Origin of the sequence: Microbacterium sp. 71-23, from assembly GCF_001897265.1 — a bacterium.
GTDB classification, from domain to species: Bacteria; Actinomycetota; Actinomycetes; order Actinomycetales; family Microbacteriaceae; genus Microbacterium; species Microbacterium ginsengisoli.
The window spans coordinates 242,103-266,712 of the sequence record NZ_MKSL01000011.1 but is presented as its reverse complement, the minus strand read 5'-3'; the positions used below and the strand labels follow the sequence as shown (position 1 = coordinate 266,712).

Below are 24,610 nucleotides of genomic sequence, written 5' to 3'. Positions count from 1 at the left end.
GGCGCGCGGCCCCGGGGCATCCGGGACCGCGCGCCGTTCGCGTGTACGGGGTCAGCGCGTGATGTCGCGCACCTCGCCCTTCTCGAGGCGGAGACGCCGATGCGCGCGCTTCGCGACGGCCGAGTCGTGGGTCACCACGAGGAGGGTGAGCCCCTCCGCGTTCAGCGACTCCAGCAGCACGAGGATCTCGTCGCGCATGCTCTCGTCGAGGTTGCCGGTGGGCTCGTCCGCCAGCAGCACAGCGGGGCGCTTCGCCGTGGCGCGCGCGATGGCGACACGCTGCTGCTGACCTCCCGACAGCTCGCCCGGCTTGTGGTCGAGCCGGTCGGCGAGGCCCACGTGGGTGAGCGCCTCGACCGCCCGCGCGTGCCGTTCGGCCGCGGGAAGGCCCAGCGGGGCGAGTCCCATCTCGACGTTCTCCTGGGCGGTGAGCGTGGGGATGAGGTTGAAGCCCTGGAAGACGAACCCGATCTGCGTGGCGCGAAGGCGTCCCAGTTGTGCGTTCGACGCCGTCGCGATGTCGATGTCGCCGAGTTTCACGCTGCCGCTCGTGGGGCGGTCGAGCGCCCCGAGCAGCTGCAGCAGGGTCGACTTGCCGCCGCCCGTCGGGCCCTGGATGGTCGCGAACTCGCCCGCGCCGATCTCCAGATCCACCCCCTTGAGAGGGGTGACGGTGCGCTTCTTCTGCGCGTACGTCTTCACGACGGCGCTGAGTCGGTAGCCGGCCGCGGCGACGGGCGCCTCGACCGATTCCGGTGTGGTGTCGATGGTGGTGTCCATGTGTCCTGTCCTGACCTGTGTCGAAGGGATGCCGCGGCTCACGCGACCGAACGGAGGGCTTCGGCAGGGCTCAGCCGCGCTGCGCGCCAGCCGCCGAAGGCGCCTGCGACGACACCGCCGAGCACGGCCAGGCCGATGGCCGCCACGATCACCCAGACGGTGACGGGCGCGTGGAGGACGATGTTGCTGACCGCCTGGGTCGTCTGACCGAAGCCGCCCGGTGCGCCGCCACCGCCGCCGGGACCGCCCTGACCGCCGGTCGAGGTCGACGGGGCGGAGGAGATCGTCGGGGAGACGATGTTGATGATGATGATCCCGGCGAGGCCGATCACGAGTCCGACGACGCCGCCGATGAGGCCCTGCACGAGGGTCTCCCCCGCGACCTGCCCCACGACTCGGCCGTTCGACCAGCCGATCGCCTTGAGGGTGCCGAACTCCCGCGTGCGTCGTGAGACGCCCGAGATGGTGAAGAGCACGGCGAGCGCGAGGGCGACGACCAGCACGATGACCGAGAGCCAGGTGCCGAGGTTGGTGATGAGCGAGGTGGCGCTGGACAGCGAGCCCGACACGGTCGAGGCGAGGTCGCTCTGCGAGCTCACGGTCGCACCCGAGATCGCGGCGCTGAGGTCCGTCTTGATGCTCGAGATCGCATCGGCGGAGGTCGCCTGCACATAGATCGTCGAAACCACGTCGCCGACGCCCGCGAGCTTCTGCGCGACATCCAAGGGGATGTAGACGTCGCTGGCCGTGTCGGCCGATGACGAGTCCGAGGTGCTCGAGGCGACGATCCCGACGATGGTCATGTCGGTGCCGCCGACCGAGATCGTGCTGCCGACGGCGAGGCTCTTGCTCGTGGCGTACGTCGAGTCGACGACCGCGACGTCGGTGCCCTTGTCGCTCGCGGTGAGCAGACGGCCGGAGCTGACGGTGACCGCCGAGAGGGGGCCGACAGTGGCGTTCGACGGGTCGATGCCGAGCACCGTGAACGAGTTCACGTCGAACGAGCTGGGGCCGCCCGCGCCCCCGCTCTCGCCGCCCGACGGCGGCTGACCCTGGGTGCCGGTCGACCCGCTCGACGAGCTCTGCGACGGGATCTGCCCCGAGAAGGTCATGTTGGTGAGGCTGAGCGCGCCGGATGCCGCGGCCACCCCGGTCGTCGAGGTGACCGTCGACAGCGCGGTGGCGTCGAGCGTGCCGCGGCGCATGTCGGTGACCAGGCGCGATTGGCTGAGGGTCGTCGTGCCGTCGGAGGTCGAGCCGTCGCCGCTGCCGAACTGGAAGCGGCCGTTGCTCGAATCGGTGGATGATCCGGGTTGACTCACTGCTCCGGTGACGGTCAGGTCGGTGCCGACGCCGTAGACGGACGCGAGCGCTTGGCTCTGCGCGTCCTTGACGCCTGCGGCGAGCGAGTTCACGATGACGACGAGCGCGATGGCGATTGCGAGTCCGGCCGCGACGATCGCCGTCTGCTTCTTGCGCCCACCGAGCTCGCGGCGCAGGTATCTCAGATACATGTGGAAGGTCTCCTCTCGGGGTCTGTGTCCCGCCTGGGACGGTAGGCACCGGGATGATGTGCGCGACATCTGTCGCCTATGTGCCGCCGATGAAGGGAGAGCCTTCCGAAACTCACAGCAGGGACATAGGATCTGCCATAGTCGACTCATAGACAGGCGCGCAGAATCGGAGGTATGACCACGCCCACCGTTGCACCCGCCCTCACCCGCGCCGACGGGACTCCCCCGCGTGTGCTCGTCGTCGACGACGAGCAGATGCTCACCGATCTGCTGTCGATGGCTCTGCGCATGGAGGGCTGGGACGTGAAGTCCGCGGCATCCGGCTTCCAGGCGCTGCAGGCGGCCCGCGACTTCGAGCCCGACGCCATGGTGCTCGACATCATGATGCCCGACCTCGACGGGATGTCGGTGCTGCACCGCCTGCGCCAGGCCGGCAGCGATGTGCCGGTGCTGTTCCTCACGGCGAAGGATTCGGTCAGCGACCGGGTCGCCGGACTCACCGCCGGCGGCGACGACTACGTCACGAAGCCGTTCAGCCTCGAGGAGGTCGTCGCGCGCCTTCGTGGTCTCATGCGTCGCGCCGGAACCGCCCAGGCGAGCGACGCCGAACCCATCCTGCGGGTCGGCGACCTGTCCCTCAACGAGGACAGCCACGAGGTCGAACGCGCGGGACGCGAGATCGAGCTGACCGCGACCGAGTTCGAGCTGCTGCGCTATCTCATGCGCAACCAGCGTCGCGTCGTGTCGAAGGCGCAGATCCTCGACCGCGTCTGGAACTACGACTTCGGCGGACGCTCCAGCGTCGTCGAGCTGTACATCTCGTACCTTCGCAAGAAGATCGACGCGGGCGAGACCCAGGCCCTCATCCACACGGTGCGCGGCGTGGGCTACATGATCAAAGCCTCGCAGTGATGGCCCGTTCCCCCCGGCAGTGGCTGCGACGCCGCTGGTCTCTGCAGACGCGCCTCATGGTCACAGTGATCGGCTTCGTCTCGGTTCTGCTGGTGGCGATCGGCTTCGCGACCGGTGCGATCCTGAATCACATCCTGCAGGACAATCTCACCGCGCGCCTCACGAACGAGATGCAGCTGCTGCGGGTCGATCAGACCTCGACCGCGGCCGAGATCCTCACCGGCGGACGCCAGGAGGCCGGCTTCCTCCTGGTGGTGCAGAACTTCTCGAACGGGCCGACGTCACCCCAGACCGTGACCGGCGCCTACGTCGGCAGCGACCTCACCGTGCACACGATGACCTCGGCCGACCAGTCCGCGCTCATCGCGGACCTGCGCACACCGGGCGATCCCGACAGCGGCGCGGTGACCGAGGCGACCGCGGGAACGCTGGGCAAGTACCGCCTGATGGCGGCGACGGCGCCCGGAGGCACCTACGTCATCATCGGCATCCCGACATCGACGCTCACCCAGACCGTCACCCCCATCCTCACGACGGTGGCCGGGGTGACGGTGGGCGGCCTCCTGCTGCTCGCCATCATCCTGACCTTCGTGATCCGGCGCAGCTTCGCTCCGCTGCGTGCCGTCGCCGACACCGCCACGCGCGTCGCCGCGCTCCCGCTCTCCGAGGGTGACGTGTCGATCTCTGAACGCGTGCCGAACGGGCAGACCGACGACACGACCGAGATCGGGCGCGTGGGACTCGCCCTGAACACGCTGCTCGATCACGTCGACGAGTCCCTGGCCGCGCGCCATCGCAACGAGGAGCGGATGCGGCAGTTCGTCGCCGACGCGAGCCACGAGCTGCGCACACCCCTCGCCTCCATCCGCGGCTATTCGGAGCTGTCGCTGCGCGCGATGCGTCAGGCACCGGCGATGGCGATCGAGAACACCGAGCAGGCGCTGGAGCGCATCCAGGCGCAGTCGCTGCGCATGTCGGCCCTCGTCGAGGACCTGCTGCTCCTGGCGCGCCTGGAAGAGGGCCAGGAACTCGTCTACAGCGGCGTCGACCTCACCCGGGTCACTGTCGAGGCGCTCGGCGACGTACAGCACACCGGACCCGATCACACCTGGGTGATGGATGTCGCGGCGGAGCCCATCGTTGTCGCCGGCGACGCCGCGCGGCTCAGCCAGGTGATCGTCAACCTGCTCGCCAACGCGCGCACCCACACCCCGGCGGGCACCACGGTGACCTTGACCCTCCAGCAGCAGGGTGGCGAGGCGGTGCTGTCCGTGCACGACGACGGTCCGGGCATCGCCCCGGAGATCGCCGACGAGCTGTTCGAGCGTTTCGCGCGCGCCGATTCCTCACGCGCCCGCCGCACCGGCGGCACCGGGCTCGGCCTCTCGATCGCCCGCGCCATCGTGCACGCGCATCACGGCTCCATCGTGGTGTCGTCGAAGCCGGGCGACACCACGTTCACCGTGCGTCTCCCCGCTCGTCCCGAGCAGATCGCCCGCGCCGACGCCGCGTGAGCCGGGCGGGTGGGCTCCGCGCCCGCCCGCTCAGTAGCCGCTGAAGGCGTCGGTCGCGACCGACTTCGCGCTCGCGAGCGCCGGCGCGAGGTCGGCGATCAGCGCCGCCGGGCCGGAGATGTACGCGTGGCGCGCGGACAGATCGGGAACGGCGCTGCGAAGAGCCGCGGCATCCAATCGGGATCCGCCAGCCCAGCGCCAGCCCGCCGGAAGCGCGCCCGGGTCTTCTCGGGTGAACACCACGACCGGGACGCCGGTGCGCGCGAGCTCGTCGCGGAACACGACGTCGTCGGCGCCTGCGGCGACGTAGACGAGCACCGTGTCGCGCGCGATGCCTGCGAGGTGGTCGTGGCGCAGCTGCGACACGAACGGTGTCACCCCGATCCCCGCCGCGACCAGGAGGACGGGGGCCGGCGTGCGTGGCAGCACGAAGTCGCCCCAGACGCCGGTGGCGGCGAGCACGTCTCCCGGCTCGACCTCGGCGAGAGCGCGCTTGTAGGAGCTCTGCGCTCCCCGACCGTCGCGGAACGCGATGCGCACCTCGGGAAGGTCCTCGGGAGCGGACACGATGCTGAACTCGCGGCGGGTGCCACGGGCGTCCGGTCGCCGATGCGGCACGTCGAGCTCGAGGTACTGCCCCGCCTCGAACCGGAAGCGCCGCTTCGCGCGGAAGGTGAGCGCGGCGAGCGTCGGGGCGAGCTGCTCGCGGGAGACCAGGGTGAGCCGCACCGCCTGACGCAGCGCGAACGCGAAGGCGACGAGGTTGGCGATGACGAGCGCCCGCTCCTGGCCGAGGGTGATCTCACCGAGCGGGATCGGCCAGCCGGCCAGCACACCCGCGACCGCGGCGACCGCGAACTGCTGCCACCGACGTGGCGGAAGGGTCAGGGGCTCGGACAGCATGAACGCGCCGAGGAAGAGGAACGGGCTCTGCAGCAGCGCGAACTGCAGCGCCGTGCCGAGGTCGAAGGCGAAGCCGGCGGTGGCATACTGCACGGCCTGGCGCACGACCGAGACCCCGACGGCGAGCACCAGGAACAGCAGCACCACCCGAACCTTCTCGGTGCGCCAGACGACGGCAAGGCCGAACAGCGCCACCGGCAGCGCGAGCGCGGGCGCTCCCACCCACCAGCCGGAGGCGCCGAGCGCCGGCACGGCGATGCCGAGCAGTGTCAGCGCTGTCGCCCCGGCTGCGGCCGGGTTGAGCACGTGACGTCCCCGCCACACGAGCACGTACTTGGATGCCGCGGCCACCGCGCCCGCGATCGCGATGCCGCCGAGTCCCGCCGGGTCGAGTGTCGGCCAGAGCACGAACAGCAGGATGCCGGCCGTGATGAGCGACGACTCGATGCGACCACCGAGGCGCAGCAGGCGCTGAGCCGCGGCATCCGTCGCGACGCACACGACCACCAGCACCGCTGCCGTCGCGGCGAGCTCGCCCGGGGTCGGGCCGACGAGCCCGGCGAACGACAGCGCCAGCGAGATCACCGCGAGCGCGGCGAGGGAGAGCAGCACGAGTCGGTACATCGACACGCGCCCCAGCACCGCGAACACGCGGTTCCAGAGCGCGGAGAGCTGAGCGTTCATCGGAGCCCCTTTCAGAAGAACAGGTCGACGGGCGCGTCGGGTGACCACTCGACCTGACCGTCGGTCGTCATGCGCACCCAGTGCGCGTCGAGGGATGCCGCGGCCCGCGGCCCCTCGTCGAAGAACAGCGCGGTGGCCGCAGCATCCGCCGTCATCGCATCGGAGGCGATCGCCCACGTCGCCGCGACCGTGCGCACCGGTTCGCCGGTGCGTGCATCGAGCACGTGGTGCAGGCCGTCGCCCCACGCCCGACGGTTCACGGCGGAGGCGCACAGCGCCCCGGACGCGACCGTGGCCACCCCGATCGCGCGGGACGGATCGTAGGGGTGCTCGAGGCCGATGCGCTCGGTCACGCCGTACACGGCGATGTCACCGCTCGCGTCGACGACGTGCGCGTCATGGGTCTCGGCGAGCACCGCCGACACCCGGTCGACGAGGCGTCCCTTGCCGATGGCGCCCACATCGATCACGGCAGGCGCGTCGAGCGAGAGCGTGTCGTCGTGCCAGTGCAGGATGTCGCGCCACGCCGCCGGAGCGGGCATCGCCGCACCCGCGAGGAACGAATAGGCAGGGTCGTAGCCGAGGGCGTCGAGAGAACGGCCCACGAGCGGGTTCACCGCTCCCCCGGTCTCGTCCGAGAGCCGGGCGTACAGGTCGAGCATCGAGGCGCCGTCCGCAGGGAGCGGCGCCGAACCCCCCGCCGACAGGCGCGCGACGAGCGAGTCCGACCGGAAGCGGGACCACTGCTCGTCGAACTGCGCGACGAGCGCCCCGACCCTCGTGCGCACCCGCCCGGAGACCGGAGCCTCGGTCTCGACCGCCCACCGGGTGCCGATCGCGTCGAACTCCCAACGGGCGGAGAAGGTCACGCCGCCGCTTCGGTCTTGATCTCGGCGATCGCCTTGTTGAAGCCGCCGCTGGTCAGCGAGGAGCCCGCGACACGGCTCACCGAGATGCTGTCGATGCTCTTGCCGACGACCTCGGCGGAGATCCCGCCGATGAACTGCGACTGGTACTGCTGCGACTCGCGGGCCTGCGGGTTTCCGGTGACTTCGACGCTCTCGATCACACCGGACGCGAGCGTGACGGTGACGTCGATCGTCTCGACAGACTCGGGGGTCTGGTAGGAGCCCGTCGCGCTGAACGTGCCGTCCTTGTAGGAGCCCGAGGACGTCGATCCCGACGAGGTCGACGAGCCGCTGGTGCCGGACTGCGAGCCGGAGCCCGTGGTCGAGGTCGTCGAGGTCGTGGAGCAGCCGGCGAGCACGGCGATGCCGGCGATGCCGAGAAGGGCTGCGGAGGTGCGGACGGTGCGGGGTACGGCGGTGGTGCGGATCATGAAGGTCCTCCTGCGTCGGTTCCGGGGCCGCCCGGAGCTCCGGGCTCATCCATCCTTGCGAATGAATCTGGACGATCGTGCAGAACGGGCAACCGGTTGTGGATGACGCGGGCCCGCGGCATCCGCCCGGTCAGGCAGCCCCGTCGAACATGCTCGTGACGGAGCCGTCCTCGAACACCTCGTGAATCGCGCGGGCGAGCAACGGCGAGATCGGCAGGATCGTGAGCCCCGGGAACCGCTTCTCGGGGGCGAGCGGGATCGAATCGGTGACCACGACCTCGTCGATCGACGAGTCCTGCAGCCGGGTGGTCGCGGGATCGCTGAAGACCGCGTGGGTCGCTGCGACGATGACGCGGCGCGCGCCGTTCGCCTTGAGCGCCTGGGCGGCCTTCACGATCGTGCCGCCGGTGTCGATCATGTCGTCGACGAGGAGGCACACACGGCCGTCGACCCGGCCGACGATCTCGTTGACCGTGACCTGGTTCGCGACATTCGGGTCGCGGCGCTTGTGGATGATCGCGAGGGGTGCGTCGAGGCTGTCCGACCATGTGTCGGCGACCCGCACGCGACCGGTGTCGGGAGAGACGACGGTCAGCAGCTCGCGGTCCTCGGGGCTCAGCGTGGTGCGGAAGTGCTCGAGCAGCACGGGCTTGGCGAAGAGGTGGTCGACGGGTCCGTCGAAGAAGCCCTGGATCTGCGCGGCGTGCAGGTCCACGCTCATGACGCGGTCGGCGCCGGCGGTCTTCATGAGGTCGGCGACCAGGCGCGCCGAGATCGGCTCACGCCCGCGCCCCTTCTTGTCCTGACGGGAGTAGGGGTAGTACGGCGCCACCACCGTGATGCGCTTCGCCGAGGCGCGCTTGGCGGCGTCGAGCATGATGAGCAGCTCCATGAGCCACTCGTTGACCGGCGGGCCGAAGGACTGCAGCAGGAACACGTCGCACCCACGGATCGAGACCTCGAACCGCGTCAGCATCTCGCCCGACGCGAATGTGCGGTACTCGGTCGGCACGAGCTCGGTGCCGAGCTCAGCGGCGACGGCGGCGGCGAGCTCGGGGTGCGAGCTGCCGGTGGCGACGACGAGTCGCTTCTTGGTCTTGGCGACCAGCCCCGGCGCTATGCCGCGTTCCCGATCAAGATCGACCGTCTTGTCCTTGCGCGCCATCGTCTGCCTTCTGTGCGTGGCGGGCCCGCTCCGCGACCTGCGCGGCCTGGGTGCCCGAGCGATTCTTCTCGACCCACCCCTCGATGTTGCGCTGAGGGGCGACGCTGAGGGCCAGGGCGCCGGCCGGGACGTCCTTGCGGATGACGGCGCCGGCTCCGGTCTTCGCGCCATCACCGATCCTAACGGGCGCGACGAAGACGTTGTGCGAGCCCGAGTGCACCTCGTCGCCGATCTCCGTGCGGTGCTTGACCAGATCGTCGTAGTTCGCTGTGATCGCGCCGGCCCCGAGGTTCACGCCGCGCCCGATCGTCGTGTCGCCGATGTACGACAGGTGGGGCACCTTGCTGTCCTCGCCGATCGTGGAGTTCTTCACCTCCACGAACGTGCCCACCTTCGCTCCGCGGGACAGCTCCGCACCGGGGCGGAGGTAGGCGAACGGACCCACGTTGGCCTTCTCGCCGATGACCGCGAGCGTCGCATCCGAACGACGAACGGTCGCCCCGGCGCCGACCTCGCAGTCCACGAGACTCGTGTCGGGACCGATGATCGCCCCCTCGCCGATCGTCGTCGCCCGCAGCACGAGCGTGTTCGGCAGCAGGGTCACATCGGGGGCGAGCGTCGCGGTGACATCGATCCACGTCGTCGCCGGATCGAGCACGTTCACACCGTCGAGCTGCCACCGGCGCACCGTGCGCGCGTTGAGCGTGCGCGCCGCATCCGACAGCTGCACGCGGTCGTTGATGCCGAGGGCCGTGGATGCGTCGGGGGCACCGTACGCCGCCACCCGCTCCCCCGCAGCGCGCGCGAGGGCGACGACGTCGGTGAGGTACCGCTCACCCTGCGCGTTGGCAGCCGTGAGACCCGGCAGATGGGCGCGCAGCGTCGCGGCCCGGACGACATAGACACCGGCGTTGATCTCGGTGATCGCGAGCTCGGCGGCCGCCGCATCCTTCTGCTCGACGATGCGCTCGAGACCACCCCCGGCGCCGCGCACGATGCGCCCATAGCCGGTCGGGTCGTCGACCTGGGCCGAGAGCACCGACACCGCGGCATCCGCCAGCCGGTGCGAGGTCACGAACCCCGCGAGCACCGGCGCTTCGAGCAGCGGCACGTCGCCGGAGAGCACGAGCACATCGCCGTCGAAGTCATCGAGCGCATCAACGGCGAGCTCGGCCGCGCGCCCCGTGCCCGGGATGTCGTCCTGATCGACGACCTGCACGGCCGGCAGCGCGTCGAGCGCCGCCGCGGCGACGAGGTCGCGCTCATGCCGCACGACCACCACGACCCGGTCGGGCTCCAGCTCGATCGCCGTCGAGAGCACATGCGCGAGCAGCGACCGCCCGCCCAGCTGATGGAGCACCTTCGGCAGCGACGACTTCATGCGGGTGCCCTGACCGGCGGCGAGGATGACGACGGCGAGGCCGGTGGCGTTCTGCTCGTTCATGCTCCGCCGCCAGGACTCGAACCTGAACCTCACAGCTCCAAAGGCTGTCGTGCTGCCATTACACCACGGCGGACCGGCCCGCCCACGGCCTGCGCCGTCGGGAACCGCCCCCAAGTCTGCCACCTCGCCGCCCCGCGCCCGGGACCGGAGACACGGCGCGCGATAATGGGCGGATGGCACCCGAGAGCGACGAGGTCGACCGCATCGTCGAGGCCTGGATGACCCAGCGCCCCGACCTCGACTTCTCGCCTCTCGAAGTGCTCTCCCGCGTCGACCGGCTCTCCCGCCACCTCGACCGCGCCCGGCGTGAGGCGTTCCGCCGCAGCGAGCTCGAACCGTGGGAGTGGGACGTGCTGTCGGCGCTGCGCCGCGCCGGCGAGCCCTACCAGCTGAGCCCGAAGACCCTCCTGCAGCAGACTCTCGTCTCGAGCGGCACCATGACCAACCGCATCGACCGGCTCGTGGGGCGCCGCCTCGTGCAGCGCGAGGCCGACCCGGCCGACGGGCGCAGCATCCTGGTGACCCTCACCGACGACGGTCGCGTGCGCGTCGACGCCGCGATCACACGTCTCGTCGATGCCGAGGCGCACCTGCTCGAGCGGCTCTCGCGCACCGATCGCGAACGCCTCGCGTCTTTGCTGCGCAAGCTCAGCCTCGGATTCGACGCGTGAGGCACGCGGCGCACACGGACAGGAACGACTGATGGCCCATCTCATCGGCGGCGAGCATCTGCACGTCGAATTCCCCGCGAAGGTCGTGCTCGACGACGTCACCGTCGGTGTCGCCGACGGCGACCGTATCGGCATCGTCGGCCGCAACGGCGACGGCAAGTCGACCCTCATGCGCGTGCTCATGCAGCGGTACGCGCCGGATGCCGGCAAGGTGACGGTGCGCGGCGGCATCCGCGTCGGCATGCTCGCCCAGGACGACGACCTGCCGGAGTCCGGCAGCGTGCAGCACACGATCGTCGGCGACCGGCCGGAGCACGAGTGGCTCGGGGACGCCCGGGTGCGCGACGTGCTCAAGGGGCTCGTCGGCGATCTCGCCCTCGACGCCGACGTCGACACGCTTTCCGGCGGCCAACGTCGCCGGGTCGCGCTCGCGCGTCTGCTCGTCGGCGACTGGGATGTCGTCGCCCTCGACGAGCCCACCAACCACCTGGACGTCGAAGGCATCACCTGGCTCGCGGAGCACCTGCGGGCGCGGTGGAGCGCGGCATCCGGAGCCCTTCTGGTCGTCACGCACGACCGCTGGTTCCTCGACGCCGTCTGCACGCGCATGTGGGAGGTGCACGACGGCGAGGTGGAGCCGTTCGAGGGCGGGTACGGGGCGTATATCCTGCAGCGCGTCGAACGCGACCGGCAGGCCGCCGTCGCCGAGGACAAGCGCCGCAACCTGCTGCGCAAGGAGCTCGCGTGGCTGCGCCGAGGGGCCCCGGCGCGCACGTCCAAGCCGAAGTTCCGCATCGATGCGGCGACCCAGCTGATCGAGGGCGAGCCCGACCCGCGCAACGGCATCGAGCTGACCAAGCTCGCCACCGCCCGACTCGGAAAGGACGTCGTCGACCTCGTCGACGCCTCCGTCTCGTTCGACGAGAAGCCCGTGCTCGATCGAGTGGAGTGGCGCATCGCCCCCGGCGAGCGCACCGGCATCCTCGGGGCGAACGGCGCGGGCAAGTCGACCCTGCTCGCACTCGTGGCCGGCACCCTCGCCCCCACGTCCGGGCGCGTCAAGCGGGGGCAGACCGTCAAGGTCGCGCACCTGACGCAGCGGCTCACCGAGCTCGAGCCGGTCGAACGCCTGCGGGTGCGCGAGGTGCTGGCCGAGCAGAAGACGACCTACGTCGCCGGCGGCAAGGAGCTCACGCCCGCCCAGCTGCTCGAACGGCTCGGCTTTCGCGCATCGGAGCTGTCGACGCCCGTCGGCGACCTCTCCGGCGGTCAGAAGCGGCGCCTGCAGCTGCTGCTGGTGCTCATGGGCGAACCGAACGTGCTCATCCTCGACGAACCGACCAACGACATGGACACGGACATGCTCGCCGCCCTCGAGGACCTGCTCGACACGTGGCCGGGCACCCTGCTGGTCGTCTCCCACGATCGCTATTTCATGGAGCGCGTCACCGATCAGCAGTACGCCGTGCTCGACCACCGCTTCCGCCACCTGCCCGGCGGCGTCGATGAGTACCTGCGCCTGCGGGCCGCGATGACGGATGCCGCGTCACGCCCCGCGACCGCCGCGCCCCGAGCCGCGGCATCCACCCCCGCCGCGTCGACCCCGGCCCTCTCGGGCGCCGAACGCCGGGCGGCCGAGAAGGAGCTCGCCGCCATCGACCGGCGGCTCGCGAAGCTGGCGGAGCAGATCTCGGCGGTCGATGTGCGGCTCGCCGACGCGCACGACGACTACGCCGCGCTCGTGGCGCTGCAGACCGAGCGCGATCAGCTCACTACCGAGACCGTCGAACTCGAGGAGCGCTGGCTCGAGCTCGGCGAATCGGTGGGCTGAGAACGACCGGCGTCGATCACCGCGCAGCCCCCTCACCCCTCGACCGCACGCACGACGGGCCCGGCGCTGACGCGCCGGGCCCGTCGTGCACCGCCTACTTGATGTTGTTCGCCGCGAGGAACGCCTTCGCGATGTCGGCCGGCGACTGCTTGTCGACCGTGCTCTGCACGTTGAGGGCGACGAGCTTCTCGGGCGTGAGCGCGGCGCTCACCTGGTTGATGACGTCGGCGACGTCGCTCTCGATGCTCTTGGCGACGACCGGCACCACGTTCGACGCGAGGAAGAGCGCCTTCGGGTCCTTCAGCACGACCAGGTTGTCGGTCTGGATGCTCGGGTCGGCCGTGTACACGTTGGCGACGTTGACGGTACCGGCGACGAGGTCCTGCACGGTGGTGTCACCGGTCGCCGAGAACGCGACGGTCACGCCGTAGGTGGACTTCAGGCCGGTCGGACCGTACGGACGCTCGGCGAGCTCGGGCGGTCCGCCGAGGGTGAGCGGCTCGGTGACCTTCGAGAGGTCGGCGATGGTGGTGAGCCCGTACTTGTCGGCGAACGCCTTCGTGACCGTGTAGGAGTCCTGATCGGTCGCGGTCGACTGGTTCAGCACCGTGAGGTTCGACGGCAGGGCGGTCTGCAGGGCGGCGTAGACGTCGTCGGCCGACCGGGCGGTGGTGTTCGCGTCGAAGTACTGCAGCAGGTTGCCGGAGTACTCGGGGAACAGGGTGATCGCGCCGCTCTTGAGCTGCGGGATGTAGGCGTCGCGCTGACCGATGTTGAACTGGCGGGTGACCGTCTTGCCGGCGCCTTCGAGGGCCTGGGCGTAGATCTCGGCGATGATCTCGTTCGAGTAGTAGGCCTGCGATCCGATGACGATCGAGCCTCCCGCGCTCGTCGCGGTGGGGCCGGCGATCGAGCTGCTGGAGCCGCAGGCGCTCAGGGCGAGTGCGGCGACAGCGGCGATGGCGGCGGCGCCGATGACGCGTGCCGTGCGTGCTGTAGACATGGTGTCCTCTCTGGGTGCGTGAACCGAGGTTCTGGGCGATTCTTGGGGGTGGAGGGGGATGGAGCAAGACGGTGTGACGTCACGTGACGGCGAGAGCGGATGCCGCGGCGCGCCGTTCCCGGCGTGAGGTGCCGTGCTGACGCACGCCACGCGGCACCGAGGCCCACTGGGCGAGCGCCAGGATCGCGTCGAGGACGAGCGCCAACGCGGCGACGAGGATGGCCCCGCCGAGCACGACGTCGTACTGGCGGAGGTTCAGCGCGGTGATGATCGGCAGCCCGAGTCCGCCGAGGTTGACGTAGGCGGCGATCGTCACCGTCGCGACGACCTGCAGCACGGCCGAGCGCAGTCCTCCCAGCAGCAGCGGCAGCCCGAGCGGAACCTCGACCTTCCAGAGGATCTGCCATTCGGTCATGCCGACCGCGCGCGCCGCGTCGATCGTGCGGCGGTCGATCGCCTCGAAGCCGGTGTAGGCGCCGGCGAGCAGCGGCGGGATGCCGAGCAGCACGAAGGTGATCACCGCGGCCTCGGGCTTGTGCAGCACGCCGAGCAGCAGCACGAGGAAGATCAGAAGTCCGAAGGACGGGATGGCACGGGCGGCGCCCGAGATGGCTACGGCGAGCTCGCGACCGCGGCCGGTGTGCCCGATGAGCCAGCCGAGCGGCACCGCGATCAGCGCGGCGATGAGCACCGAGAGGAACGTGTAGTACAACTGCTGCGCGAACAGGATGGGCAGCGCGTCCGTTCCGGTCAGTCGATCGGGCGAGAAGATCCAGGCGAGGGCCCCGGTGAACAGGTCCATCAGGCGACCTCTGCCCCGGCGAGCACCCGGCGGGTACGTGCGCGGACGGTGCGGGAGCGTCGAGCCCAGGGCATGAGCAGGCGCCCCCCGAGCACCAGCAGCGCGTCGATCAGCAGCGCGATGACCATCACCGCGACGACACCCGAGAGCACCTCTTCGGTGATGCGGCGCTGCAGGCCGTTGGTGAACAGGTAGCCGAGGTTCTCGACGCCGACGAGGATGCCGACGGTGGCGAGCGCGATCGTGGAGACGGACGTCACCCGCAGCCCAGCGAGGATCACCGGGCCGGCGAGCGGCAGGTCGACAGTGAAGAAGCGACGCGCACCGCCGTAGCCGAGCGCGACAGCCGCCTGCCGCACGGACGGGTCGACCGACTGCAAGCCGTCGACCACCGAGCGCACGAGGATCGCGACGGCGTAGATCGTGAGCGCCACGATGAGGTTCGTCTCGCTCAGCGCGGAGTATCCGAACACAGACGGCAGGATGATCAGCAGCGCGAGCGAGGGGATCGTGTAGAGCAGCCCGGTCACGGTGATCAGCCAGCCGCGCAGCAGGCGGTAGCGCCACGCCGCCCAGCCGAGCGGGATGGCGATCACGAGTCCGAGCACGATGGCGATCAGGCTCTGGCGCAGGTGCGAGACCGCGAGCCCCGCGATGAGGCCGAGGTTGTCGCCGACCCAGATCACGACGACGCGCCCTCGGTCGCGAGGATGCCCTGGGTGCGGCCGTCGGCGTCGACGACGGCCGTTCCGCCGCCCGCGGTCGGTCGCAGCGACAGCGCACGCTTACCCCGGTCAGCTCCGATGAACGATCGCACGAAGTCGTCGGCCGGCGCCTCGATGATCTCGTCGGGCGTGCCGACCTGGGCGATCGCGGCACCCTTCGCGAGGATGACGACCTGGTCGCCGAGCAGGAACGCCTCGTCGATGTCGTGGGTGACGAACACGATCGTCTTGCCGATGTCGCGCTGCAGACGCAGGAGTTCCTGTTGCAGCTCGGCACGAACGATGGGGTCGACGGCACCGAAGGGCTCGTCCATCAGGAGGATGTTCGGATCCGCCGCGAGTCCTCGCGCGACGCCCACGCGCTGCTGCTGACCGCCCGAGAGCTGGTTCGGATACCGCGCGGCGAGCGCGCGATCGAGCCCGACCGTGTCCATCAGTTCGAGCGCCCGCGCCCGCGCGGCACGGCGGGTGGCACCGGTGAGCCGCGGAACCGTGGCGATGTTGTCGACGACGCTGAGGTGCGGCAGCAGCCCCGCGTTCTGCATGACGTAGCCGATGCTGCGGCGCAGGGCCACGGCCGACCGATCGGCGATGTTCTCTCCATCGATCTCGATGCGCCCGGCGGTCGGCTCGACCATGCGGTTGATCATGCGCAGCAGGGTGGTCTTGCCGCAGCCCGAGGAGCCCACGAACACGGTGGTGGACCGTGCGGGAAGCTGCAGGGAGAAGTCGGCGACGGCGCGGGTGCCGTCGGGGAAGGTCTTGGATACGGCCGAGAATTCGATCATCGGTCGTCCTCTCAGTCGGTGATCTCGATCTCTTTCCAGAACGCGACATAGCCGGAGAAGTCGGCGCCGACCTTCTCGATCGCGGTGGGGTAGGGCTCGGGGTAGCTCCATGCCCGGTCGGTGAGCTCATTCCCGTCGACGGTCACGGTGAAGTACTGGCACGCGCCCTTCCAGGGGCACGTGTACGGCGTCGGGCTGGTGGTGAGTACACCCTCACGCACCGCCGCCGGCGGGAAGTACCAGTTGCCTTCGATACGGATCAGATCGGCCTCATCGGCCTCGGCGATCACGGTGTCGCCCAGTCGCGCCTGCATTGCGTCCTCCGTTCGGGGCGGCCGCCGGCCGCTCGCATCGCGGGCGGCGATCACCGCTCACGCACACGCTATTCGCAGCGGCGGACATTTCGGACGGGATTGTGACGCCGGATGTCGTGCGCTATGCCCGCATCAGTACCAGAAGCTCAGCATGGGCGCCTGCGGCGCGGCGAACAGAGCGGATGCCGCGGCCACCCCGTCACCCGTGACCCGTCCCGCCGCAGCGAGGGTCGCGAGACGCACCCCTCCCAGGTAGGCGGCCGACAGTTCGGCGATGCCGAGGCGGAGGGACGGGGCATCCGTCGTCTCGTCGGCGTGGCGCACCGAACCGACGCCGCGCTCGTCCACATCGAGCAGCACACGGCCGGCGGCGAACCCGAGCGGGTCGGCGATCTCGATCACCACGCGCCCGGCGCCGCTGTAGCGACGGGCCTCGAGGGCGGCGACGACATCGAGGATGCGCACGTAGTGGTGATCGCGCACCGTGCGCTGTGCGGCACGCTGGTCGGCGATCATCCAGAGCAGCGGCTCGTCGACCGAGAGCTCGGGCGCCTCGATCCAGCCGATCAGATCCATCTCGAGGAAGAAGCGCCAGAGACCCGCGTAGGACTCGTCGTCGAGCGCGAGGAGGTACACGAGCTCGAGGGTCGAGCGCGCGAAGTCGTCGTGCGACTCCGTCACGCTGTAGAGCGCCACGCCGGTCACCTCCCCCGCCACCGTCGTGTAGACGACGGTGCGCAGCTCTTCGCCCTTCTCCGAGTCAGGACGCGTGCGCAGGAAGCGGTCCCAGTGCCCGGCCGGCATCGTGATCTCGCCCGGCCGGGCGAGGCGCACGCGGTCGTACAGCGGCTCGATCAGGGCGCGTGCGTCGACTCTCGGCACGAAGTCCACGCGTCCCGGCGAGACCGGACCGATCCATCCGGCGCGCTTCGCCTCGATCCGCCAGTGCGCAGCCTCTGCGGCGGGGGCGAAGCCGTACCGGCCGTAGAGCGTCGACTCGCTCACGGTGAGGGTCGCAACCGGCACGCCGGCGGATGCCGCGGCCCGCAACTCGCCCTCCATCATCGCCCGCGCGAGACCCCGCCGTCGATGGGTGGGGGCGACGGTGACGGAGCTGATGGCGGCCGTGTCGATGAGCGCCGGCCCGGGGACGGTGAGCTCGGCGAGCCACGACGCGAACGTCGCGACAGGGGTGCCGGGCACCGGGGCGGAGTCGTCGTAGACGCCCAACCGGCGACGCGCCCGCAGCCCGTCGAACGCGGCCTGGCGCTGCACCTCGGAGCGCTCGGTGCCGAGGAATCCGCGGGAGACGGCCTCGATCCAGCCGTCCGAGGCGGCACGGTCCTCGTCCGTGACGAGGTCGGCGCGCAGCCCCAGGTCGCCGAGCCGGCGCGCCTGACGCTCATCGAGCGGGGCCGCCAGGAAGGCGGCGACGGCGGTGTCGTTCATGATCTCCTCCAGCGGCGCGGTGCGCCCGATCAGTCGTCGTGGATGACGCGTGCCCCCGGCACCGGGCCGTGCACGTGGTGCGCGACGTGCCCGGCGGCCGAGAGCCCGATCTGCAGGTCGATGGCGGCCTCGGGGCCCGCCGCGAGGAACGCGACCGTGGGACCCGAACCCGAGACGATCCCTTCGAGGGCGCCGGCGGCGCGACCCGTCTCGAGCAGGTCGGCGAGGTCAGGTCGCAGCGCGAGCGCGGCCTGCTGCAGATCATTGCGAAGGCTCGCGGCGAGCATGTGCGCATCGCCCGCGCGCAGCGCATGCAGAACGGCGTCATCGACCATCGGCCGACGCGCGGGCACGATGTCGAGCGAGGCGTCGTCGCGGTGCGCGTCGAGGGCGGCGAAAACGGCCGGAGTCGACAGGCCGTCCTCGCTCGTGACGATCACCCAGTCGAAACGCCCGCGCGCCAGGGCAGGACTCAGGTCGTCGCCGCGCCCCAGCCCGATCGCCGTGCCGCCGGAGAGCGCGAACGGCACGTCGGCACCGAGTTCGGCCGCCAGCTCCCGCAGCCGGATCGGCGAGATGCCGGTTCCCCACAGCGCGTCGCACGCGACGAGGGCGGCTGCGGCATCCGCGGATCCTCCGCCCATCCCACCTGCGACGGGCACATCCTTGACGATGCGCAGGTGCACGCCCGCGTCGATGCCCGCCTCGTCCGCGACCAGCTGCGCGGCGCGCACGGCGAGGTTGCGGGCGTCGAGTGGGACACCCGCGACATCCACCGATCCGGTGACCTCGATCGTCAGGTCGTCAGACGCCGAGGCCCACACGTCCTCGTACGCGGAGACGGCCTGGTACGCCGAGGCGACGTCGTGGTACCCGTCGGCGCCGAGCGCGCCGACCTCGAAGAAGAGGTTGATCTTGCCCGGGGCGCGCACGTGCACGGTCGGGGCGGGGAGGATCACAGCTTCGATGATTCTGCCCACAGGTTGACGTCGATGACATCCGACAGCGCGTCGATGCGCTCGAGCTCGTCGGTGTCGAAGGCCGGTCCGGTGAGGGCGGCCAGGTTCTCGTCGAGCTGCTCGATGCTGGAGGCCCCCATGAGCGCCGAGCACACGGTGGGCTCGCGCAGCACCCACTGGATCGCCATCTGCGCGAGCGTCTGACCGCGCTCCTTCGCGATCGTGTTCAGTGATCGCAGCGACGCGATCGCCTGGTGCGACAGCGCCCGGTCGGGCAGGCTGTCGCGCGGCTGCGAGCGCTTGGCCTTGCCGTCGCCGAGGTACTTGCCGGTCAGGAGCCCCTGGGCGAGCGGCGTGAAGGCGATAGCCGACATGCCCTCTTCGGCGAGGACGCCCGTCAGACCGTCCTCGATCCACCGGTTGAGGATCGAGTAGGCGGGCTGATGGATGATCAGCGGCGTGCCGAGGCTGCGGGCCACCGCCGCGGCGACCGCGGTGCGCTCCGCGGAGTACGACGAGATGCCCACGTAGAGCGCCTTGCCCTGGCGCACGAGCGTGTCGAGCGCGCCGATGGTCTCCTCGACGGGAGTGTCGGGATCGACCCGGTGGGAGTAGAAGATGTCGACGTAGTCGAGCCCGAGCCTCGTCAGCGACTGCTCGGCGCTCGCGAGGATGTACTTGCGGCTGCCGAGGTCGCCGTGCGGCCCGGGCCACATGTCCCACCCCGCCTTGGACGACACGACCAGCTCGTCCCGGTAGGGCTTGAAGTCCTCGCGCAGCATGCGTCCGAAGTTGGTCTCCGCGGCGCCGTAGGGAGGACCGTAGTTGTTGGCCAGGTCGAAGTGGATGATGCCGTGGTCGAAGGCGTGCCGGAGGATGCCACGCTGCGTGTCGAAGGCGACGTTGTCGCCGAAGTTCCACCACAGGCCGAGCGAGATCGGCGGGAGGTAGAGACCGGATGTCCCGACCTGACGGTACTCGGTGAGGTCGTACCGATCCGGGGCCGCCGTGTAGGGCCGGTGGATGTCGGGGACGGAGGGTCGGATACGCGGCTCTGTGCTCACCCGCCCAGGCTAGCCGCCGCGCGGGCGATGCGCAGGTAGTCCTCGACGGTGAGGTCCTCACCGCGGGCGGTGGGGGCGACATCCGCACTCTCGAGCAGCGCACTGGCCGACGCGGACGACCCGCCGAGCACCCCGGAGAGCGCCTGGCGCAGCATCTTGCGGCGCTGTTGGAAGGCCGCGTCGACGATGCGGAACGTCGCCTGCCGCTCGGCCTCGGTGCCACGCGCCTCGTGCGCGCGGGCGAATCCCACGAGCACGCTGTCGACATTGGGCACGGGCCAGAACACCATGCGCGACACCGTGCCGACCAGGCGCCAGTCGCCGTACCACGACGCCTTGACGCTGGGGGCGCCGTACACCTTGGAACCCGGCCCCGCGGCGAGCCGCTCGCCGACTTCGGCCTGCACCATCACGACGCCCCGCTCGAGACGCGGGAAGGCCTCCATGAAGTGCAGCAGCACGGGCACGGACACGTTGTACGGCAGATTCGCGACGAGCACCGTCGGCTCCCCCGGCAGCGAGGAGATCGTGAGCGCGTCGGCGTCGACCACGGTGAGGGCGCCGTCCTCGACACCGTGGTCGGCGGCGGTCTGCGGAAGTCGCGCGGCGAGGCGGTGGTCGATCTCCACCGCGGTCACCCGGGCGCCGGTCTCCAGGATCGCGAGCGTCAGCGACCCGAGCCCCGGGCCGACCTCGACGACGCGGTCGTCGGCCGTGACGGATGCCGCGGCCACGATCTTGCGCACGGTGCCGGGGTCGTGCACGAAGTTCTGACCGAGCTTCTTCGTCGGGGTGACGTCGAGCTCGGCGGCGAGGGCGCGGATCTCGGCCGCGCCGAGCAGATGCACGGTCACCCCCTCACCCTAACGAGGCGCGGCGTCAACCCCCGACCCGCCCCTCCGGGCGCCACTAGGGTGGTGCGGTGAGCACTGGAACGATCCCCGCCGACGCCTTCTCTCTGCGCAGCCCCTTCGGGCGACGGGCGGTGGGGCTGTCGGTCGCGGCGGCCGTCGGAGGTTTCCTGTTCGGCTTCGACTCGTCGGTCATCAACGGCGCGGTCGACTCGATCGGCGGGCACTTCTCCCTCGGCTCGGCACTGACGGGCTTCGTCGTCGCGGTGGCGCTCCTCGGGTGCGCCGTCGGCGCGATGATCGCCGGCTCGCTCTCCGATCGCTGGGGGCGCCTGCGCGTCATGCTGCTCGGCGCCGGCCTGTTCTTCGTCTCCTCGATCGGCGCGGGCCTCACCTTCAGCGTTCCCGACCTGATCCTGTGGCGCGTGGTGAGCGGTCTCGGCATCGGCATCGCCTCTGTCGTCGCGCCGGCCTATATCGCAGAGATCGCACCGCGTCAGATCCGCGGATCGCTGGCGTCGCTGCAGCAGCTCGCGATCACGCTCGGCATCTTCGGGGCACTGCTGTCCGACGCGCTGCTCGCGACGTGGGCCGATGGCGCCGCGAACACGCTCTGGCTCGGCCTGGAGGCCTGGCGCTGGATGTTCATCGTCGGGGTGATCCCCTCGGCGGTCTACGGGATCCTGGCTCTCACCCTCCCCGAGTCCCCGCGCTTCCTTCTCGCCGCCGGCCGCACCGACGAGGCGCGCGCGGTCTTCGCCCGCCTCGTGCCGCCGGCCGACCTGGAGCAGACCCTGCGCGAGCTGACGAACGCGATCAGCGCGGACCGCACCACCAAGAAGGCGTCGCTGCGCGGACACGTGCTCGGACTTCAGCCGATCGTCTGGGTGGGCATCATCCTGTCGGTGTTCCAGCAGTTCGTCGGCATCAACGTGATCTTCTACTACTCGACGACGCTGTGGCGCGCGGTCGGGTTCACCGAGGGCGACTCCCTGGTCATCAGCGTCATCACCTCGGTCACGAACGTCGTCGTCACCCTGGTCGCGATCTTCCTCGTCGACCGGGTGGGCCGAAAGCCCATCCTGCTGGTCGGCTCGGTGCTGATGACCCTGTCGCTGGGCATCATGGCGCTCGCGTTCACCTTCTCGGTGACGGTGAACGGCGAGGTGTCCCTCCCGGGCGCCTGGGGCCCGATCGCGCTCGTCGCCGCGAATCTGTTCGTCATCGGGTTCGGCGCGTCGTGGGGTCCGCTCGTGTGGGTGCTGCTGGGCGAGATCTTCCCGAGCCGCATCCGCGGTCGCGCGCTCGGCGTCGCGGCCGCGGCGCAGTGGATCGCGAACTTCGTCATCACGGTCTCGTTCCCCTCGATGTCGGCGTGGTCGCTGCCGCTCACCTACGGCATGTACGCCGTGTTCGCGGCCCTCTCCTTCGTCTACGTGCTGCTGAAGGTGCCGGAGACCAAGGGCATGGAGCTCGAGAAGACCGAGACGCTGTTCGTGGCGGCACCCAAGAGGTGACGGATGCCGCGGCCCGGTGCCGTCCGGTTCGCGGTCACGCCCGCACGAAGCGCGGCTGGCGCGGTGGGCGCCGAGGGTCCGGGGGCGCGGCGAGCGTGCCGTCGGGCGCGATGTGGTCGAGCATCGCCGCGACCACCGCGACGATGTGCGGATCGTCGACCCGATAGAGCTGCCGGCGTCCCTGCCGGCGTGCGCTGACGACACCGGCGGCGCGCAGCTTCGCGAGCTGCTGGCTCGTCGCGGGGATCGTCGCCCCGGTGCGCTCAGCGAGGGTCGTGACATCCGATTCGTCGTCCGAGAGCAGCCACACCAGGTGCAGGCGGCCCGGAACCGACAGGAGGTCGAACGTGTCGGCGGCGGCGGCGAGCTGCGCGACCGAGGGTGCGCCCGAGTCATCCGTCACCCGGTCGCTCATGCGTCTCCCCTCGTTCACCGTTCATTTGCGCAATTGATTGACTATTGCGTATGGTATCCGAGGCCCGGATGCCGCGGGCGACGCGACGAGCGCGAGGAGGTGAGGGACATGAGTTCTCCCAGTGACAGTCCCCGACTCCCCTCCGCCACGCGCACCCTCGGCTGACCCGCCTCGCGGGAGGCCCGGAGCGCGCCCATCCGCAAGGAGCGCGCCATGTCGACGCCCACCACCTTCGCCGGCCACACCACCGTCGGCGCCCGCTCCGGCACCCGTCTCGCCGCCGACGCCGTCGTCCTCATCGGCTTCGCCGCAGTGCTGTGGCTGCTCATCCACCTCTCGCAGGGGATCGCCGCGCCGTTCGACCCGTCTCGCGACATCGACGCCGTCTCCACCGACCCGTCACAGCTGCCCTACGACGCCGCCCGGTCGCTGCTGCGCATGTTCATCGCGCTCGCGGCATCCGTGGTGTTCACCTTCGTCTACGCGACGGCCGCCGCGCGGTCGCGGCGCGGCGAGAAGGTGCTGATCCCGATCCTCGACATCCTGCAGTCGGTGCCGGTGCTCGCGTTCCTGTCGGTGACGCTCACCGTCTGGATCGTCATCTTCCCGAACTCCGAGCTCGGCGTCGAGTGCGCCTCGATCTTCGCGATCTTCACGAGCCAGGCGTGGAACATGACGTTCGCGTTCTACAACTCGCTCACCACGCAGCCGCGCGATCTCGACGAGGCGGCGCGCCTGCTGCGGTTGACCCGCTGGCAGCGCTTCTGGAAGCTCGACGTGCCCAGCGGCATGATCCCGCTCGTCTGGAACGGCATGATGAGCTTCGGCGGGGGCTGGTTCTTCCTCGTCGCGAGCGAGGTCATCTCTGTCAACAACCACACGTATGCCCTACCCGGCATCGGATCGTATGTCGCGAGCGCGACGGCCGAGGAGAACATCCCGGCGATCCTGTGGGCCATCGCCGTCATGATCGTCATGGTCGTCGGGGTGAACGCGCTGTTCTGGCGGCCGCTGACCGCGTGGGCGGAGCGTTTCCGTATGGGCGACACGTCGAGCCAGGTGCCGCAGCGCAGTGTCGTGCTCGACGTGCTGCGCCACTCCGGGGTGCCCCGCCTGATCGGCCGCGCGCTCGCACCGCTCGGGCGCGGCCTCGACCGGGCCATGGCGGTCTTCGGCGTCGCCGACGTGCCGCTGCGCGTCGACCCGCGCCGGCGGCGCATCGGCGACCTCGCATTCGCCGTGGTCGTCGCCGTCGCCCTCACGTGGGGCACCGTGCAGGTCATCATCTTCGTGCAGTCGAGCGTCGGCCTGTGGGAGTTCGCGGATGCCGCGGGCCTCGGGCTCGTGACCTTCGGGCGCGTGCTCGTGCTGCTCGTGTTCGGCACCATCATCTGGGTGCCGGTGGGCGTGTGGATCGGGATGAACCCGCGGGTGACGCGCTTCGCTCAGCCCGTCGTGCAGGTGCTCGCGAGCTTCCCGGCGAACTTCCTCTTCCCGTTCGTCACGCTGGCACTCATCCACACCGGCATCTCGCTCAACATCGGCGGAATCCTGCTGATGGCGCTCGGCGCGCAGTGGTACATCCTCTTCAACGTCATCGCCGGCGCCTCGGCGATCCCGGCGGACCTGCGGGACGCCGCGACATCCCTGCGCCTGTCGCGCTGGCAGCGCTGGACGCGCCTCATCCTGCCGGCCATCTTCGCGTCGTGGGTGACGGGCGGCATCACCGCGGCCGGCGGCGCCTGGAACGCGTCGATCGTCTCGGAGGTCGTGACCTACGGGTCGACGACCCTCACCGCCGTCGGCCTCGGCGCGTACATCGCGAACGCCACCGCCACCGGCGACAGCCCCCGCGTGTACGTCGGGGTGATCGTGATGAGCCTGTTCGTCGTCGGCCTCAACCGGCTGTTCTGGCGGCGGATGTACCGGCTCGCCGAACGTCGCTTCTCCCTGACCTGACCCACCC

The 24,610-nt window shown here is 70.5% G+C and carries 23 protein-coding genes and 1 tRNA gene; 6 read left to right on the top strand and 18 right to left on the bottom strand.

The window, feature by feature from the left end:
* Positions 1–51 precede the first annotated feature (51 nt).
* Together BGO15_RS03815 and BGO15_RS03810 are read right to left on the bottom strand one after the other, a co-directional pair.
* Complete coding sequence (locus BGO15_RS03815) at positions 52–780, bottom strand: ABC transporter ATP-binding protein (RefSeq protein ID WP_045248660.1); 729 nt, start codon at positions 778–780, stop codon at positions 52–54.
* A gap of 38 nt (positions 781–818) precedes the next feature.
* Positions 819–2,294, bottom strand: coding sequence for an ABC transporter permease (locus BGO15_RS03810; protein ID WP_045248659.1), 1,476 nt, complete (start codon positions 2,292–2,294; stop codon positions 819–821).
* 174 nt (positions 2,295–2,468) lie between these two features.
* Between BGO15_RS03810 and BGO15_RS03805 the strand changes: the two genes are divergently transcribed.
* The gene (locus BGO15_RS03805; RefSeq protein ID WP_045248658.1) at positions 2,469–3,206 is read left to right on the top strand and encodes a response regulator transcription factor; all 738 of its coding nucleotides are present in this window, start codon (positions 2,469–2,471) and stop codon (positions 3,204–3,206) included.
* Positions 3,206–4,720 carry a sensor histidine kinase gene (locus tag BGO15_RS03800; RefSeq protein WP_045248657.1) on the top strand — a complete coding sequence of 505 codons (1,515 nt, stop codon included), beginning with the start codon at positions 3,206–3,208 and terminating at the stop codon, positions 4,718–4,720. Before BGO15_RS03805 ends, BGO15_RS03800 begins: the two co-directional genes overlap by 1 nt.
* A gap of 30 nt (positions 4,721–4,750) precedes the next feature.
* Here the strand turns inward: BGO15_RS03800 and BGO15_RS03795 are convergent, their stop codons facing one another.
* From BGO15_RS03795 to BGO15_RS03770, 6 genes are all read right to left on the bottom strand, one after another.
* On the bottom strand, positions 4,751–6,307 hold the full coding sequence (locus tag BGO15_RS03795; RefSeq protein ID WP_056210124.1) for an FAD-dependent oxidoreductase: 1,557 nt from the start codon (positions 6,305–6,307) through the stop codon (positions 4,751–4,753).
* An 11-nt stretch (positions 6,308–6,318) separates the two neighbouring features.
* On the bottom strand, positions 6,319–7,176 hold the full coding sequence (locus BGO15_RS03790) for an FAD:protein FMN transferase (protein WP_056519117.1): 858 nt from the start codon (positions 7,174–7,176) through the stop codon (positions 6,319–6,321).
* Positions 7,173–7,646: an FMN-binding protein gene (locus BGO15_RS03785; protein ID WP_045248654.1), complete on the bottom strand. Its 474-nt coding sequence runs from the start codon at positions 7,644–7,646 to the stop codon at positions 7,173–7,175. The genes BGO15_RS03790 and BGO15_RS03785 overlap by 4 nt, the downstream gene beginning before the upstream one ends.
* Before the next feature lie 130 nt (positions 7,647–7,776).
* Positions 7,777–8,811 (bottom strand): ribose-phosphate diphosphokinase, encoded by a 1,035-nt coding sequence (locus BGO15_RS03780; RefSeq protein ID WP_056519119.1) that lies wholly within the window; start codon positions 8,809–8,811, stop codon positions 7,777–7,779.
* On the bottom strand, positions 8,780–10,255 hold the full coding sequence (glmU, locus tag BGO15_RS03775) for a bifunctional UDP-N-acetylglucosamine diphosphorylase/glucosamine-1-phosphate N-acetyltransferase GlmU (protein WP_056519121.1): 1,476 nt from the start codon (positions 10,253–10,255) through the stop codon (positions 8,780–8,782). Before glmU ends, BGO15_RS03780 begins: the two co-directional genes overlap by 32 nt.
* Before the next feature lies 1 nt (position 10,256).
* Positions 10,257–10,328: transfer RNA gene (locus BGO15_RS03770), tRNA-Gln, on the bottom strand.
* A 100-nt stretch (positions 10,329–10,428) separates the two neighbouring features.
* On the opposite strand from BGO15_RS03770, the gene BGO15_RS03765 reads away from it, so the two are divergent.
* Both BGO15_RS03765 and BGO15_RS03760 read left to right on the top strand, forming a co-directional pair.
* The gene (locus tag BGO15_RS03765) at positions 10,429–10,926 is read left to right on the top strand and encodes a MarR family winged helix-turn-helix transcriptional regulator (RefSeq protein ID WP_045248652.1); all 498 of its coding nucleotides are present in this window, start codon (positions 10,429–10,431) and stop codon (positions 10,924–10,926) included.
* Positions 10,927–10,957: 31 nt separating this feature from the next.
* The gene (locus tag BGO15_RS03760; RefSeq protein WP_056210126.1) at positions 10,958–12,757 is read left to right on the top strand and encodes an ABC-F family ATP-binding cassette domain-containing protein; all 1,800 of its coding nucleotides are present in this window, start codon (positions 10,958–10,960) and stop codon (positions 12,755–12,757) included.
* Between the two features lie 94 nt (positions 12,758–12,851).
* Here BGO15_RS03760 and BGO15_RS03755 read toward each other — a convergent pair whose 3' ends face one another.
* The 9 genes from BGO15_RS03755 to rsmA all read right to left on the bottom strand — a co-directional run bounded on the left by BGO15_RS03755 (position 12,852) and on the right by rsmA (position 20,715).
* The gene (locus tag BGO15_RS03755; protein WP_045248649.1) at positions 12,852–13,760 is read right to left on the bottom strand and encodes an ABC transporter substrate-binding protein; all 909 of its coding nucleotides are present in this window, start codon (positions 13,758–13,760) and stop codon (positions 12,852–12,854) included.
* Between the two features lie 79 nt (positions 13,761–13,839).
* Positions 13,840–14,562, bottom strand: a complete 723-nt coding sequence (locus tag BGO15_RS03750) for an ABC transporter permease (protein ID WP_056210128.1) — start codon at positions 14,560–14,562, stop codon at positions 13,840–13,842.
* The gene (locus tag BGO15_RS03745) at positions 14,562–15,248 is read right to left on the bottom strand and encodes an ABC transporter permease (protein ID WP_056210130.1); all 687 of its coding nucleotides are present in this window, start codon (positions 15,246–15,248) and stop codon (positions 14,562–14,564) included. The genes BGO15_RS03750 and BGO15_RS03745 overlap by 1 nt, the downstream gene beginning before the upstream one ends.
* Complete coding sequence (locus tag BGO15_RS03740) at positions 15,245–16,075, bottom strand: ABC transporter ATP-binding protein (protein WP_045248646.1); 831 nt, start codon at positions 16,073–16,075, stop codon at positions 15,245–15,247. Before BGO15_RS03740 ends, BGO15_RS03745 begins: the two co-directional genes overlap by 4 nt.
* Before the next feature lie 11 nt (positions 16,076–16,086).
* The gene (locus BGO15_RS03735; protein ID WP_056210132.1) at positions 16,087–16,389 is read right to left on the bottom strand and encodes a DUF427 domain-containing protein; all 303 of its coding nucleotides are present in this window, start codon (positions 16,387–16,389) and stop codon (positions 16,087–16,089) included.
* Positions 16,390–16,521: 132 nt separating this feature from the next.
* The gene (locus BGO15_RS03730; RefSeq protein ID WP_056210134.1) at positions 16,522–17,838 is read right to left on the bottom strand and encodes a GNAT family N-acetyltransferase; all 1,317 of its coding nucleotides are present in this window, start codon (positions 17,836–17,838) and stop codon (positions 16,522–16,524) included.
* Between the two features lie 29 nt (positions 17,839–17,867).
* Positions 17,868–18,806: a 4-(cytidine 5'-diphospho)-2-C-methyl-D-erythritol kinase gene (locus BGO15_RS03725; RefSeq protein ID WP_056210370.1), complete on the bottom strand. Its 939-nt coding sequence runs from the start codon at positions 18,804–18,806 to the stop codon at positions 17,868–17,870.
* The gene (locus tag BGO15_RS03720) at positions 18,794–19,861 is read right to left on the bottom strand and encodes an aldo/keto reductase (protein ID WP_056210136.1); all 1,068 of its coding nucleotides are present in this window, start codon (positions 19,859–19,861) and stop codon (positions 18,794–18,796) included. Before BGO15_RS03720 ends, BGO15_RS03725 begins: the two co-directional genes overlap by 13 nt.
* Positions 19,858–20,715 carry a 16S rRNA (adenine(1518)-N(6)/adenine(1519)-N(6))-dimethyltransferase RsmA gene (gene rsmA, locus BGO15_RS03715; RefSeq protein WP_056210138.1) on the bottom strand — a complete coding sequence of 286 codons (858 nt, stop codon included), beginning with the start codon at positions 20,713–20,715 and terminating at the stop codon, positions 19,858–19,860. The genes BGO15_RS03720 and rsmA overlap by 4 nt, the downstream gene beginning before the upstream one ends.
* Before the next feature lie 68 nt (positions 20,716–20,783).
* Here rsmA and BGO15_RS03710 point away from each other — a divergent pair, with 68 nt between their 5' ends.
* On the top strand, positions 20,784–22,229 hold the full coding sequence (locus BGO15_RS03710; RefSeq protein WP_056519123.1) for a sugar porter family MFS transporter: 1,446 nt from the start codon (positions 20,784–20,786) through the stop codon (positions 22,227–22,229).
* A 34-nt stretch (positions 22,230–22,263) separates the two neighbouring features.
* Here the strand turns inward: BGO15_RS03710 and BGO15_RS03705 are convergent, their stop codons facing one another.
* The gene (locus BGO15_RS03705; protein WP_056519125.1) at positions 22,264–22,644 is read right to left on the bottom strand and encodes an ArsR/SmtB family transcription factor; all 381 of its coding nucleotides are present in this window, start codon (positions 22,642–22,644) and stop codon (positions 22,264–22,266) included.
* Positions 22,645–22,857: 213 nt separating this feature from the next.
* On the opposite strand from BGO15_RS03705, the gene BGO15_RS03700 reads away from it, so the two are divergent.
* Positions 22,858–24,603, top strand: a complete 1,746-nt coding sequence (locus BGO15_RS03700; protein WP_056210140.1) for an ABC transporter permease — start codon at positions 22,858–22,860, stop codon at positions 24,601–24,603.
* Positions 24,604–24,610: the final 7 nt, after the last annotated feature.

Excerpts from the sequence above, each read along its gene's own strand:
- BGO15_RS03755 (WP_045248649.1), bottom strand. The coding sequence starts at position 13,760 with ATGTCTACAGCACGCACGGCACGCGTCATCGGCGCCGCCGCCATCGCC.
- BGO15_RS03795 (WP_056210124.1), bottom strand. The coding sequence starts at position 6,307 with ATGAACGCTCAGCTCTCCGCGCTCTGGAACCGCGTGTTCGCGGTGCTG.
- BGO15_RS03780 (WP_056519119.1), bottom strand. The coding sequence starts at position 8,811 with ATGGCGCGCAAGGACAAGACGGTCGATCTTGATCGGGAACGCGGCATA.
- BGO15_RS03760 (WP_056210126.1), top strand. The coding sequence starts at position 10,958 with ATGGCCCATCTCATCGGCGGCGAGCATCTGCACGTCGAATTCCCCGCG.
- glmU (WP_056519121.1), bottom strand. The coding sequence starts at position 10,255 with ATGAACGAGCAGAACGCCACCGGCCTCGCCGTCGTCATCCTCGCCGCC.
- BGO15_RS03700 (WP_056210140.1), top strand. The coding sequence starts at position 22,858 with ATGTCGACGCCCACCACCTTCGCCGGCCACACCACCGTCGGCGCCCGC.
- BGO15_RS03815 (WP_045248660.1), bottom strand. The coding sequence starts at position 780 with ATGGACACCACCATCGACACCACACCGGAATCGGTCGAGGCGCCCGTC.
- BGO15_RS03750 (WP_056210128.1), bottom strand. The coding sequence starts at position 14,562 with ATGGACCTGTTCACCGGGGCCCTCGCCTGGATCTTCTCGCCCGATCGA.
- BGO15_RS03785 (WP_045248654.1), bottom strand. The coding sequence starts at position 7,646 with ATGATCCGCACCACCGCCGTACCCCGCACCGTCCGCACCTCCGCAGCC.
- BGO15_RS03805 (WP_045248658.1), top strand. The coding sequence starts at position 2,469 with ATGACCACGCCCACCGTTGCACCCGCCCTCACCCGCGCCGACGGGACT.
- BGO15_RS03705 (WP_056519125.1), bottom strand. The coding sequence starts at position 22,644 with ATGAGCGACCGGGTGACGGATGACTCGGGCGCACCCTCGGTCGCGCAG.
- BGO15_RS03810 (WP_045248659.1), bottom strand. The coding sequence starts at position 2,294 with ATGTATCTGAGATACCTGCGCCGCGAGCTCGGTGGGCGCAAGAAGCAG.
- BGO15_RS03800 (WP_045248657.1), top strand. The coding sequence starts at position 3,206 with ATGGCCCGTTCCCCCCGGCAGTGGCTGCGACGCCGCTGGTCTCTGCAG.
- BGO15_RS03765 (WP_045248652.1), top strand. The coding sequence starts at position 10,429 with ATGGCACCCGAGAGCGACGAGGTCGACCGCATCGTCGAGGCCTGGATG.
- BGO15_RS03730 (WP_056210134.1), bottom strand. The coding sequence starts at position 17,838 with ATGAACGACACCGCCGTCGCCGCCTTCCTGGCGGCCCCGCTCGATGAG.
- BGO15_RS03740 (WP_045248646.1), bottom strand. The coding sequence starts at position 16,075 with ATGATCGAATTCTCGGCCGTATCCAAGACCTTCCCCGACGGCACCCGC.
- BGO15_RS03735 (WP_056210132.1), bottom strand. The coding sequence starts at position 16,389 with ATGCAGGCGCGACTGGGCGACACCGTGATCGCCGAGGCCGATGAGGCC.